Annotated in this window: 17 protein-coding genes and 1 tRNA gene; 6 read left to right on the top strand and 12 right to left on the bottom strand. The window is 34.1% G+C overall.

What is annotated here, in order from left to right; all coding sequences use genetic code 11:
* Positions 1–117: 117 nt before the first annotated feature.
* The 3 genes from ACXM0J_RS16415 to ACXM0J_RS16405 all read right to left on the bottom strand — a co-directional run bounded on the left by ACXM0J_RS16415 (position 118) and on the right by ACXM0J_RS16405 (position 2,040).
* Positions 118–342, bottom strand: a complete 225-nt coding sequence (locus ACXM0J_RS16415; RefSeq protein ID WP_086266317.1) for a hypothetical protein — start codon at positions 340–342, stop codon at positions 118–120.
* Positions 343–565: 223 nt separating this feature from the next.
* Positions 566–781: a cold-shock protein gene (locus ACXM0J_RS16410; protein WP_032037901.1), complete on the bottom strand. Its 216-nt coding sequence runs from the start codon at positions 779–781 to the stop codon at positions 566–568.
* 326 nt (positions 782–1,107) lie between these two features.
* On the bottom strand, positions 1,108–2,040 hold the full coding sequence (locus tag ACXM0J_RS16405) for an LpxL/LpxP family acyltransferase (RefSeq protein WP_086266316.1): 933 nt from the start codon (positions 2,038–2,040) through the stop codon (positions 1,108–1,110).
* Positions 2,041–2,279: 239 nt separating this feature from the next.
* Here ACXM0J_RS16405 and ACXM0J_RS16400 point away from each other — a divergent pair, with 239 nt between their 5' ends.
* Entirely contained in the window at positions 2,280–2,897 is a 618-nt protein-coding gene (locus ACXM0J_RS16400) for a LysE family translocator (protein ID WP_086266315.1), read from the top strand.
* 97 nt (positions 2,898–2,994) lie between these two features.
* Here the strand turns inward: ACXM0J_RS16400 and ACXM0J_RS16395 are convergent, their stop codons facing one another.
* From ACXM0J_RS16395 to ACXM0J_RS16385, 3 genes are all read right to left on the bottom strand, one after another.
* Complete coding sequence (locus tag ACXM0J_RS16395; RefSeq protein ID WP_086266314.1) at positions 2,995–3,540, bottom strand: glycoside hydrolase family 108 protein; 546 nt, start codon at positions 3,538–3,540, stop codon at positions 2,995–2,997.
* 30 nt (positions 3,541–3,570) lie between these two features.
* Positions 3,571–3,960 (bottom strand): hypothetical protein, encoded by a 390-nt coding sequence (locus ACXM0J_RS16390; protein ID WP_086266313.1) that lies wholly within the window; start codon positions 3,958–3,960, stop codon positions 3,571–3,573.
* A 210-nt stretch (positions 3,961–4,170) separates the two neighbouring features.
* On the bottom strand, positions 4,171–4,425 hold the full coding sequence (locus ACXM0J_RS16385) for a hypothetical protein (protein ID WP_086266312.1): 255 nt from the start codon (positions 4,423–4,425) through the stop codon (positions 4,171–4,173).
* Positions 4,426–5,097: 672 nt separating this feature from the next.
* Here ACXM0J_RS16385 and ACXM0J_RS16380 point away from each other — a divergent pair.
* On the top strand, positions 5,098–5,769 hold the full coding sequence (locus tag ACXM0J_RS16380; RefSeq protein WP_002119885.1) for an XRE family transcriptional regulator: 672 nt from the start codon (positions 5,098–5,100) through the stop codon (positions 5,767–5,769).
* Between the two features lie 152 nt (positions 5,770–5,921).
* Here the strand turns inward: ACXM0J_RS16380 and ACXM0J_RS16375 are convergent, their stop codons facing one another.
* Together ACXM0J_RS16375 and ACXM0J_RS16370 are read right to left on the bottom strand one after the other, a co-directional pair.
* Positions 5,922–6,155, bottom strand: coding sequence for a hypothetical protein (locus tag ACXM0J_RS16375; protein ID WP_005070233.1), 234 nt, complete (start codon positions 6,153–6,155; stop codon positions 5,922–5,924).
* Between the two features lie 174 nt (positions 6,156–6,329).
* Positions 6,330–6,406, bottom strand: a tRNA-Met gene (locus tag ACXM0J_RS16370).
* 255 nt (positions 6,407–6,661) lie between these two features.
* On the opposite strand from ACXM0J_RS16370, the gene xseA reads away from it, so the two are divergent.
* Both xseA and xseB read left to right on the top strand, forming a co-directional pair.
* Positions 6,662–7,927, top strand: a complete 1,266-nt coding sequence (xseA, locus tag ACXM0J_RS16365; protein WP_032006559.1) for an exodeoxyribonuclease VII large subunit — start codon at positions 6,662–6,664, stop codon at positions 7,925–7,927.
* Positions 7,917–8,111, top strand: a complete 195-nt coding sequence (gene xseB / locus ACXM0J_RS16360) for an exodeoxyribonuclease VII small subunit (RefSeq protein ID WP_002119890.1) — start codon at positions 7,917–7,919, stop codon at positions 8,109–8,111. The genes xseA and xseB overlap by 11 nt, the downstream gene beginning before the upstream one ends.
* Positions 8,112–8,365: 254 nt before the next feature.
* Here the strand turns inward: xseB and ACXM0J_RS16355 are convergent, their stop codons facing one another.
* Both ACXM0J_RS16355 and ACXM0J_RS16350 read right to left on the bottom strand, forming a co-directional pair.
* Positions 8,366–8,584: a hypothetical protein gene (locus ACXM0J_RS16355; protein WP_004709788.1), complete on the bottom strand. Its 219-nt coding sequence runs from the start codon at positions 8,582–8,584 to the stop codon at positions 8,366–8,368.
* 48 nt (positions 8,585–8,632) lie between these two features.
* Entirely contained in the window at positions 8,633–9,226 is a 594-nt protein-coding gene (locus ACXM0J_RS16350; protein WP_213034479.1) for a LysE family translocator, read from the bottom strand.
* A 440-nt stretch (positions 9,227–9,666) separates the two neighbouring features.
* Between ACXM0J_RS16350 and ACXM0J_RS16345 the strand changes: the two genes are divergently transcribed.
* Both ACXM0J_RS16345 and ACXM0J_RS16340 read left to right on the top strand, forming a co-directional pair.
* Complete coding sequence (locus tag ACXM0J_RS16345) at positions 9,667–9,996, top strand: hypothetical protein (protein WP_086266310.1); 330 nt, start codon at positions 9,667–9,669, stop codon at positions 9,994–9,996.
* A 475-nt stretch (positions 9,997–10,471) separates the two neighbouring features.
* Positions 10,472–10,828, top strand: coding sequence for a four-helix bundle copper-binding protein (locus ACXM0J_RS16340; protein WP_086266309.1), 357 nt, complete (start codon positions 10,472–10,474; stop codon positions 10,826–10,828).
* A 597-nt stretch (positions 10,829–11,425) separates the two neighbouring features.
* On the opposite strand, the gene ACXM0J_RS16335 is transcribed toward ACXM0J_RS16340, so the two are convergent.
* Positions 11,426–11,833, bottom strand: coding sequence for a GFA family protein (locus ACXM0J_RS16335; RefSeq protein ID WP_086266308.1), 408 nt, complete (start codon positions 11,831–11,833; stop codon positions 11,426–11,428).
* A gap of 27 nt (positions 11,834–11,860) precedes the next feature.
* Positions 11,861–12,262, bottom strand: coding sequence for a Cu(I)-responsive transcriptional regulator (cueR, locus tag ACXM0J_RS16330; protein ID WP_001020650.1), 402 nt, complete (start codon positions 12,260–12,262; stop codon positions 11,861–11,863).
* Position 12,263: the final 1 nt, after the last annotated feature.

Raw genomic sequence — 12,263 nt, 5'->3', positions numbered from 1 at the left:
ATAGTATTGTAAAAAATTCTGTAACGAATTCTATTAAGCTTATATAAAGAATATCTATTACTTAATAGGAAAATCTTTAAACCAAATTAAGGCACGGAAGTGCTCTAGTTCAAACAACTAAAGAGTTTCTTTCTTATTCGATAAAATTCTCTCAGCTTTTCTGATTGCCTGTTGCAGATCAATCTCATCACAGACCCAGAAAGTAAAAATTTTTCCAAATAAGTGAAAATGTTGTTTTACATACTTCGAACTGTTATCAGAGTAATGCTCTTCTATCTTAAAAAAATCATTGTGATTTTCTATTTTTTGACCGTCAAAAATGCCGCCAATACAAATATCCATTTTAGTACCATACACCTAATTACTTATATTTTAACAAAAAATTTAGAAGTACTTTTAAGAGCGTATTTTTATTCTGCTTTTTATTTTAAAAATAAGTTTAATTAAAACTTATAAAAAACCCACAACATATAGTGGGTTTTCTTAAACTCTATCAAAGCACTTTAGCTTTAAACATATTCTATTTAAATAATATGTTTAAAACAACTATAGATGCCCTATCAAGTTATGAATTCTGAAGAATCACAATATTTGAAGCTTGTGGGCCTTTTTTACCCTGTACTACAGTAAACTCAACACGTTGACCTTCCAAGAGAACTTTAAAACCTTGTGTTTGGATATCGGTAAAATGAGCAAAAATATCTTTACCTTCATCAGCTGCAATAAAACCAAAACCTTTAGTTTCATTGAACCATTTTACTGTACCAGTAGTAGTAGACATATATTTATCCTAAATCTTAAAATATTATAACTTATTATTGGGGAAACCAATTTAACTAAAAAATAGACGTGAAAACTTAAATATCTGAATGAACCGAAGACTTATAAATAAAACTGCGAAAAAGAAATTTATGATGACAAGAATATTTTGTTAGTTATGCTCGACTATACACGCTTCAAAATCATTTGCAATCGATATTCAAAATAATTAAAGCGAGAAAAATTCTATGCTGTTTACATTTCGTCTTTCGTATTGATTTAATTAAAGATCTTTCAATTAAAAACTAGATATTTTAATTGAAAGAAATACATTTAATTATTTACACATTAATAGAATTTCTGTTCACCAGCAGGACGTGTCTTAAAGCGTCGGTGAAACCACATGTATTGTGTTGGGGCAATACGAATTTGGTTCTCAATAATTTTGTTTACCCTTTCAGCATCACTGACTTCACAGCCACTTGGGAAGTTGTCCAATTTTGGCTCTACTAAAACATGATATTGCGGATTACGAATGTTACCGCTTCGATAAAAATATAAAGGAACTGCCGCTGCTTTTGAGATATCCATTAGTCTACGATGGGCTGTAACTGTTGCGGCCTGAATACCAAAAAATGATGCCATTACACCTTGCTTAAGGCCAAAATCCTGATCTGGGCTATACCATATCGCATGCCCATGTTTAAGGTTTTGTATGAGCCCGCGCATATTGTCTCGAGCAATCTGATTTTTATACACTCGAGCCCGACTACGATGAATCAAAAAATCTAAAAATGGATTATTTTGTGGTCGGTAAACCACATCCATATTAAAAAATAAAGTACACGCTGCCCCACCTGCATCTAAAAGCGTACTATGGGTACCTAATAAAAGTACGCCATTTTCCTGATTATTGGTTAAGTTCTCTAATCCATCTATGTGAACACGGCTTTTAAACCAGTTTGGGCAGTACCATGCGTTTAGGGCTTCAAACACACCAGTTAAGGTGTCGACGAAAACTTGCTTGGCCTTTGTTTCAATCTGTAGAGGTGTTTTTTCAGGAAAACATGCCTGTAAATTACGTAGCGTTGTTTTTCTTCTCGAACCTAAAGATATCCATGCTATTTTTGATAAAAAATTAGCGAGGCGCCATTGAATAGCCCAAGGTAACATCGCGAATAACATCAAAATAAAAGCTAAGAACCATATACCCCAATATTTAAAAGATAAAAAGGAAAATTGAAACTCGCCAGATTTAAACTGCCGTTCATTTTTCGTCATATTATAGATTTCTTGAGGTATAGACTTAGCATACTAACACGCTCAATTTTTAAGGTTGTGTGTTTATGTTGCTTTCACTTTTATAGTTTTACTTTCCTGACCTGTTTATAAAAATCTATATTTTAAATATTTAATCTATTTAAGGCTTAAATATACATAACCTTCTGTATACACCGATTATTTTCTCATTTAAAGTAACCGCACAATCTTGCCTCAATTGATAAATAGGATATATCAGCGTGAGTGGTCTTTTAGTATTTATAACAATAGCATTTCTTACCCTATTAAGCCCAGGACCGGGAGTTTTATTTACTGTCACAAATTCAATTAACTATGGTGTTAAAACTGCTTTGTTTGGAATAAGTGGTTTAATTATTGGTATGTTTGTGATTGCTGTAATTTCTGCCAGCGGTGTAGGACTTATTATTACCAGTAACCCTACTATTTTTACGGTTTTAAAGTTTATTGGTGCATTTTATTTAATGTATCTCGGATATAAAAACTTCACTAAAAAACTTGCAACCCAAGATTTAATGACCGATCAACAAACCGATAAAGCTGTAAGTAAATCTAAATTGTTTTATCAGGGCCTATTCGCATCTTTGCTTAATCCTAAAACAATCGTATTTTTTATTGCTCTTTTCCCTCAATTTATCGATATAAAGAAAGAAATTTTAAATCAGTTTTTAATTCTATCTTTAACCTTTTGTTTGATTGGTTTTTTAATTCATCTAGTCTATGCAAATTTCTCTTCAATTTTTAAAGAAAAGATGTTGGCTGGAAATAATTTTTCTATACTCAATAAAATCAGTGGAGCTATTTTCTTTCTACTTGCCATTTTACTCATCGCACAATAAATCATTGCTTTAAGAATTATGCTTTAAAAGCCTTAACTCATATTTAGACTTTTAAAGCATTTCGATGATTCAGCATATTTTTATCTAATTACAATTTTTACAACGATACCCTGTTTAAGATCCAACCATAAAAGAAGACTTCATAATTTGGGTTCTTCTCTGTAATTTCGATATAGTGCTGCCCTTGCATAATATTTAAAACGCGTACCAATACCTTTTCTCCCTCTTTATTACGTCTTTTTAAGTACATAGCTAGTGCTTGCAAAGTAAGAGGTCCGTACTGACCATCTACCACAAGATTTGGCCAATCTTCCTTCCCCTGCTTATTCAGCAGATTTAAAGCACGCTGTAATAAAGGCTTTGTAAAATTGACGCCACAATTTATAGCTGTATCCAGTAACTCTTCTGCAATAACTGGGCTAATCGCATTAATTTGGTCAAACTGGGGTTCAAGCCAATATTTTTGCTTATAAATAGATTTGGCGACGCTTAATGGCAAGTCTTGCATATTGCCTTGATATCCGTTCGATCGAGCGACTGCCTCTGTAATGCCAAATTTAGTCGCATGGCCATGATCTGATGGATGATTAACATATCCGCCTTCTCGGCTGATAACTGTTTCTAAGTATTGGTCGATATTCATTTTATTCTACCTATATATTTAAAACTGTCTTTAACTATTTTGAAGATCATCTTTTGCTTTTTTTAGGTCTTTGATGACCTCTAAAATCGTTTTACCTTCTTGTTTATTGATGAAGTTAAATATCCATCTCACAATAGCCCAGCCCGGTAAACCACAGATAAAGAAGAATCCAGATAGGGTGATCATTCCCCAAATATCGGATACCCATTCATGCAGGTTCCATTTCATAATAATGAATGAGCCGCCTGTCAGGCTTGAAACTACTGTACAGATGAGAGCAACAATCCATTCTTGTGGAGAACGAGGGAAACGCATCATTAATACGACTGCGACAACTAAGCTGACTGCTAGAGCCACCATAATTGCAATACTATAAAAATTTAAAAATGTGGCTAACCCACTGCTAGAAACTGTTTCCATGACTTTGTCCTGCGCTAAAGGGTAAAACTTAAAAACTCAACACGTTGACCAGCTTGCGGTTTTCAATGTTTATTAATACCCTTCGTTTTCTTTATTACAGTCAATAAAAAACACTAACGCTTTAAAGCTGCGCTAAATTGCAAGACGAACTTATCCTTGACCCCATTTATTTCAGGGGTCCGAGAAAAAATGTTTGTATGCTAAAGCCTGTTAGTGTGCACCGTTTAAGGCTTGTTCAATCAACTCAATCACTGTGATTGCACCAATCGCTTTTTGCATAGAGACTTGATCATCGAATTCGAATGCTTCATCTTCAAGCTCATTTACAATCTGCTTGGCCTCCTCAAGTGCCCTTTTTATTTTTTGTACCTTATATTTGTTTACGTCTTTGGCAATTGTTGGGATATACCCTCCACGTTTTGCATTTTTAAGTTGTTTAGCTCTGTTCTGCATTACTGTAGTCATTCACTATCTCCAACTCAACTTACTCGTTAATAAGGCGTCTTTATCGTTTGTTATTCTTGAGGTTTTGATACATTCTTTGAGCAATATAGCTAAGCTATGGCTTCAAATATGTGTTCGAAACGTTTCAACGAGTACAACAAGCTTAAAGAACCAAACAAATTACTTTTAAGACATTAATTTATAAACAAATATTTCCTTTTTCTAAAATGTAAAAAAGTATTAAATTTTTTGGAATTAAACTTTTTACACACCTTAATTTTTTGACCAAAAAGTTCATATAAAGCTTTGCCGTATATCGGAAACTTTTGTTAGGCCTCACAATCTTTGTTAAATTCTTCATGTTCTTGATACCCTTTATCGACGAACATTAAGCCTGATCCACGGAATCGGGCTTTTTTTTATTCCAATTTTTGTTTTGATAGCCTGTTTGCAAATAATAATTGAGCTATCTCCCTTTTATTCTGCTACCTATAGAAACAAAATAAATTTAGCTTGTATCTCAAAGTTTTGATAAAGCGATAAATAGTGACTTAGACACCTCTTAAATTTCTCTACTCATCTTGAGATATAACTGATATTATAACTATAGTTATTATTAGTCAATAACTATAGTTGTTTTACTAGATATAACTTAAGTTATATATTTGTTATAAGTTTACTGGTGTAACCATTATGGCTCTTAAAGACCGTTTAAAAGACTCTAGAATTAAAGCCAAAAAAACTCAGGCTGAAGTGGCAGAAGCTGTAAAGATGTCGCAACCCGCCTATCAGGCTTTAGAGTCAGGGAAAAATTTAAAATCTGCATTTCTTCCTTTAATTGCCCAATTTTTAGGAGTAGATGGTTATTGGTTAACGACGGGGAATACTGAAGATTCTTTTAGAGAAAGTGATGTATTTAGCCCGACTGTAGTGAGTGCAGAATCTACCGATCAGTATGTTTGGATTGAAGTTGTAGAAGCTAACTTTTCTTGCGGGACAGGTGAATCTATTGAATTTCACTTTGATGCTATTAATGGAAAAATTCCATTCCCTGCTTCATTCTTTAAAGAAAAACGCGTTGCTCAAGAATGCATGCGTATTATTAAAGCTAAGGGCGATAGCATGACAGATTACATTAAAGATGGAGATTTGGTAGGTATTGATATCTCACAGACTGAAGTCATTGATGGCGAGATTTATGCGGTTTACTTTGCGGGAGAAGGAATGATCAAACAGATTTTTAAAGAAGCAGATGGTTCTTTAATTTTGCATAGCTTAAATGAAAAATTTAGAGACCGACGCGTGACAGAAGAGAACGGTAAAAACTTTAAGGTTATGGGGCGCCAGTTCTGGCGAGCAGGCTAATTGGGTTATTAAATATAATTAAAATAATACGATAATCTTTTTTAATCACTTCAACCTTTTTATAACTTTAATTATTTATATAACCTATAGACATAAAAAAACCTATCTCCTTTAAAAGAGATAGGTTTTCTCGCTTTATTACCATGGTTTTATCAACAATATGTATTTAAACGATAAAGTTGATTAAATCCGGTATAGAAGCTTTTACCATCTTGGTTTAACTCAATTTCTTCACCAGACTGAAGTTGAATTTTTTTACCAACTTCGACCCAACGATATCCATCGAGAGAGTTTTGTTTACGCACATGAGGAACAATCCTCACATTAATTTCGTTGCCATTTACGGCTGTGGCGATGTGCCACTCATTTACTATATTCACAATCATTCACTCATCACTGAGCTCATGTGATTTTACGGTATGTAATTAGAACGCTAGATTTAGGGTATGGACAGTTCGTCTAGAATTTAATATTTAGCTTTATATAGGGTTATTTATAAGCTAATTGCTTTTCATAATTTTCGTATTATGAAAAGTGGTACATCACAGAGCATAATATTTTGGATGCGGGAGTCGGATTTGAACCAACGACCTTCGGGTTATGAGCCCGACGAGCTACCAGACTGCTCCACCCCGCAATTGGAAGTAAGCTTTATACGCTCATATATTTTATAAAGCAAACTTTATTTTTTAATCGGTTGTAATTATTAACAATTCTCTTTCTATTATTTTTTCATTTTAACCATTCAGTCTAAATTCACATATCAATTTCAATTTTTAATTCTTTAAATTGTTGTATTTATTTTAAATAGAACCCGATATTCATAGACAACAATTGCCTTGGTTGGATGGCTTTTATACTATCTAGATTGGTCCTTTAATTTTTAGTTCGTATGTCTGAACCTCAGTTTTCCCTTAGTGAATATCTCGGCACAGTTCAGGAAGTCATACGTGTGGCTTTTGATGAGCCAGTTTGGGTAAAAGCAGAAATTCGAAATTTAAATATTAAGGGCGGTCATTACTATTTAGAACTCGCAGAAAAAGATGCAGAGACTGATAAAGTTATTGCCAGCTGTAAAGCTACGATCTGGAAATTTTCAGCGAGTAAAATTGTTTTAAAGTTCGAACGTGAAACTGGGATTGAGATTTCAAGTGATTTAAATGTACTCATCAAAATTAGAGCACGTTTTGATCCTCAATATGGATTTTCGGTCAATATTGAAGAGATTGACTCAAGCTTTACATTGGGTGAAATTGCTAAACGTTATCAGCAAATTATTGAACGACTTACTCAAGAAGGTTTAATCCATAAAAATAAACTTCTTCCCACTCCTTTTGATATTCAAAATGTTTTAGTAATTGCCCCTCAAAATGCTGCGGGCCTCGGTGACTTTAAAAAAGATGCAGATGCTCTTGAGCGAAATAGGGTTTGCCATTTTGTGTATCACACCGCTACTTTTCAAGGAAACACGGCTGCAACCAGTTTGATTGAATCCTTAGGTTCAGGTTTAAGACAATGGGCCAGCACGTTTAACTTTCCACCTGATTTAATTGTGATTATTCGCGGTGGTGGATCGGTGAATGATTTAGCTTATTTAAATGACTATGAACTTGCCGCCCTACTTTGCAAACGTAGTGTACCCATTTGGGTAGGCATCGGGCATGAAAAAGACCGTACAATTCTTGATGAAATTGCTCATCGCTCATTTGATACACCAAGTAAAGTGATTGCTGGTATTCGAAACCACATTGTTGAACGCGTACAAGAAGCTGTAGATAGTCTACAAACGATTAAGCTACTTTCTCAGCATCAAATCACGACCTATCAAAACAAGAATGATCAACTGCTTCATCACATAAAATCTTCGGCACAGAGTCAACTTAGCTCGGCCCATCGTTTGCTTGACCAGATGAAAGAACGTATTCAGTTTAGCTCACAGCAACAAGTTAAATTTTCATTAGCCCAAATCGAATCTTTGATGAAAGAAATCCTTTTGCAAAACCCGAAACAGGTTCAAGCCAAGGGCTATGCAATTGTGAGATCAGAAGGTAAAGCGATTCGCTCTATACATCAAATTTCAAGCCCCGCCATTGCTATTGAGATGCAAGATGGTGTGGTTGAAGCCAACATTACGCAGGTAATTCCAAATGAAGAATGAAGAGTTAACGTTTAAAGATGGTCATGACATTTTGAAGAAAAATGCCGAATTATTAGAATCTCAAGAAAGCCCAGATATTGATAATTTAATGAAAATTGTTGAAGAATCTATTACGGCTTATAAAGCATGTAAGTCACGTATTGAAGCCGTTCAACAAGCTTTAGATGAGACATTCAAAGAATAAAAAAAGCCCACTCCTACTTCTCATTGAAGGAATGGGCTTAGTGAAATCCACTTAATCCTGAAATGCAAAAATGTGGATTAGGTCACATTTTTACACAAGCATAGTCCCATAACCATTTTAGATGTTCAATATTTTAATTGTGTCTATACGTTAGTTTGGCTTAATTTTCACCACTTCTTAAATAAAACGAGTTCTATTAAGACCCTACCAAACACAAACTCTACTCATGGTTATTGTTAAATTTAATTTAAGAGTTATTCCTCACTGAATGGACCAATTAACTGATAAATTTTGCCGTCTTTAGGGTTTTCATAGAGCAAATCCATATTGGGTAAAATAATATCGTCATTAATTTCAATATGTTCAACGCTTTTATGAAGCTCAAGCGCATGGTCATTCATGGGTCTAACTTTTGCCAAAGCAATTGATTCTTTATCAAACTGGTCCTTGATAATTACTTTTAATCTTTTCATAAAAATCTCCTGAAAAATAAATTTTTTAATATAAATAATGGGTTAAGTTTAAAATGAGCTAATCGCAGAATAGCCGATTGGCATCGCAAAAAAAGTTAAAATAAATGCAGCCGTACGTTGTAAATTACGTTGGTTTAACCAAGTTACTTTGTTTGAAATTAATACGGTTCCAAAAGCAATCCATAAAAATGCAATGGGTGTAATTAATGATAAAAAAATAGCAATATGCACAAAATAAACGTGAAGCACTTCCCATGCTGCATGTGGAAAAATAGCAGAAGCAAAGAGTAAAGCTTTAGGATTTAAAAGTGTTGCAACAAATAAAGCCTTAGGTGTAATCAGTGGGGCGTCTAATTTGATGTCATTTGTTGATGTTATCCAAAGTTTAAATGCAAGGTAGAGAATAAAAGTTGCACTTATTAACTTTAATAAGGCAGGAAGCCAAGGAATAAAATGTGAAACTGACTCAAGCAAAACACCCCATGAAGTAATTGCAATAAGATAACCCATCACTTCAGCAGGAATAAGTTTAAGAGACTGCTTCACCCCTGCTTGTATTCCAGCCGAGGCTAACAATGTATTTGTTGGGCCTGGAGTCAACAAAATGGTGACCACAAGTCCAATAAACATAAATGACACCATAGGCAACGAACTCTTTAGTTATGCTAGGCGAAATATGTCAAAAAGGAATATCTATTGTCGACATAATGGTTGTAACAAGAAATATTGAATTTTATTTTTTTAATTTTAAAACAAATAATTAACTCCACCTGACTACAAATTCACTTACTATTTCAATAATTTTAAATATGCAAAATCGATCACACAAATATAGAATAAGTACAATTTTTTTCTGCTTGCTAAACAACTAAATTAAGTTTTTTTTACAGAAAATAAGCCGTTATTTTTAATATTTAGTTCTTATTCAGCTTATTTAATAAACGCTTTTTTCTGACTTGAAATTTAAAAATTGATCAATATATAAACAACTAGAAGTCGTGATTTTACTGAATATGATGTCCCATTCCCCATCAATTCTTTGATTGTCGCTTTCATCAAATAAATCAGATGATGGAGGATGCATGATGAATGCTTATGTTCGCCCTCATCCAGATGGTTTTAAATCTTTTTTAGGCAAGAATCAGAAAACTGGACTCTACATTGTACGAGTTGGTTGGACGGTTTATGAAATGAATGGCAATGGTTCTGTGCTATACATTGTCAAAAATGAAGATACGATTCCGTTGGATGTAGAAAAGTTTAAAACTGATCGTCCCAAAATTTATGCTGCTCTTCTAAGTGAAGTTCAGTTTCAACGCAAGAAACAACTCGCGATTGATCTCCAGCAATCAAACATCCCTTCTTATGACCGTAAAGCCTACAAAAAACGGCGTGGCTTTATTAACTCTTAAGTGAAGGTATTTACTTTAAACTCATATAGAAAAAGCACCCTTAGGTGCTTTTTCTTTTAACGACCTGTTGTAATTAATACAAGCATACTCAGTATTAAAGTACTTAATGATCGTTTGCAATGTATGTGGACTTCATGCTCAGCTCCGTGAGCATATTGATTAACGTTTTCCATTTCGTGTGCCCTTAAAGTTCACACTGATAATCTGCCCAATTTTCACACAATAAGAAATTAGCCAAAAGTATTATATGCAATTAAATTTAACACAATCCTTAAATTTAAATCCCCTCTTAACATGAACAATTATGAGCGTTTTAACTAAAAACTGGATGTAACATTCTACTACGAGGTTAATTATGTATTAGCGATTTGTAGACCTTTCATCTCAAACAGCCATGCCTTAAAAATGATCTTCTAAAATAGGAAATATAACGATATTCCATTTTTTAATAATAGTCTTCGACAGGAGAACTTTTATGGAAATTCAACGAGAAACCAACTCTTCTTTATTTTGTAATGCCTCTACCTCAATTCAAGCATGTATTGAATGTATGATTGCTTGTAAAACTTGTGCAGCTGCATGTTTACAAGAAGAACATGTTCATATGATGCGTGAATGTATTAAGCATTGCATGACATGTGTAGAAACCTGCCAACTTTGTACGTCTTTAGAACTAAGAAACTCTGAACTAGCAGAATCAGCCATGCAACTTTGCGCAAATGCATGTCAACTTTGTGCAGCGGAATGTAGCAAACATGAGCATGAACATTGTCAGATCTGTGCGAAAGCATGTTTAGCCTGTGCTCAAGCTTGTCTTGCCTATCGTGCTTAAATAATTTTCCAGATGTAAAGCCTACGCGTCTTTAGATCGTAGGCTGATTAAAATATTTTAAATAACAACGAATTATATATTTATTATTTAAGGAATACTTTTTTATAGGCATAAAAAAAACCCGCATCTTGGGGAAAATGCAGGCTCTTAGATCTCCCACAACGACCATGAGTTCATTATTAAACTTGAACTTTAAACCGTTAACTAAATGTACCGTTAATTAAAATAAAAATCAATACAGAATAGTCTGTATATTTCAATTTTTTTATGATTTTTACATTACTTTTTCATAAATAGTTTAAAAATATAAGATATTTTTAAATGAGAAATAGCTTTTTAAAAGACATTAAAAAAGCCCGTTTCACGGGCTTTTCTGCAACGGTGAGCAAGTTAAGATTTGTGTCTATCCATCTCTTAGTTTGCTCTTTGCTAGCTATATGTAAGGTCTTATCGTATCTTTTGCCCTGTCCCAAGTTTCCCTGTGGATCGAGGAGATATTACGATTACCTTAGGTACAGTTATAGCACATTATTTATTCATGACTAGTCTTGTTCACGTTTTTTTACAAATGAATAAAATACGATCTAACCTTAATATTTAAGGGTTTTCTATCCCATTTGGATATTGGCGAGCGGTATCACAAATTGGATACCACTTCACTTGTGAATTGACAAAAGCATGAGAGATGACTGGCGTCGATATTTCTTCATTAATAAGTCCTACCCTTAGGCGTACCACTTCTGGCTTATCTAGACGTTCACTCCAGATCGGTGAACCACAAGTTTTACAGAACACTCTCTTTTTATTAGGCGATGCAAAATAAGCCTGTAAAAGATTTTCACCCTGCACAATGTTTAAATCACTTTTTTGTACTTGAGTGATGGCAGCAAAAGCAGCCCCTTGTGCTTTTTGGCATTGCTTACAATGACAAACCATGATGGGTTCTAATTCGACATTAATGCACAGTTGAACGCCATTACAAAGACAAGAAGCAGTATAAGCCATGATTTTTCCTTTTTATTTTAATGAAACTTAGCTTACACCCACACCTTTTTCAATGTGATCTAAGATGGCACAAGAAGCCTGTTGGTCGCCACAGCAATCATCAGCAGAAGCCTGCAAAATATTGACCATTTCTTGGAGATGGGCAATTTTTTGTTTTAATTCGGCAATGTGTTTTACAGTTAAGGCTTTCACCTCTGCACTATGCCGATCGGTATTTTTCCAAAGCGAAATGAGTTCTTTCATCTGTTCGGATGAAAAACCTAACTCTCGAGCATGCTTTAAAAAGTTTAAAGTTTTCAGGTCTGTTTCTGAATAAATGCGATAGCCAGAAGCAGAACGCTGAGCTGCTTCAAGTAAACCGATTTCTTCATAGTAGCGAATCATTTTCGCCGAAATGCCCGAATGTTTGGATGCCTGACCGATATTCATC

This window comes from Acinetobacter sp. GRABPA_MV_2, assembly GCF_056725885.1.
This window is presented reverse-complemented; position numbering and strand designations above follow the sequence as displayed.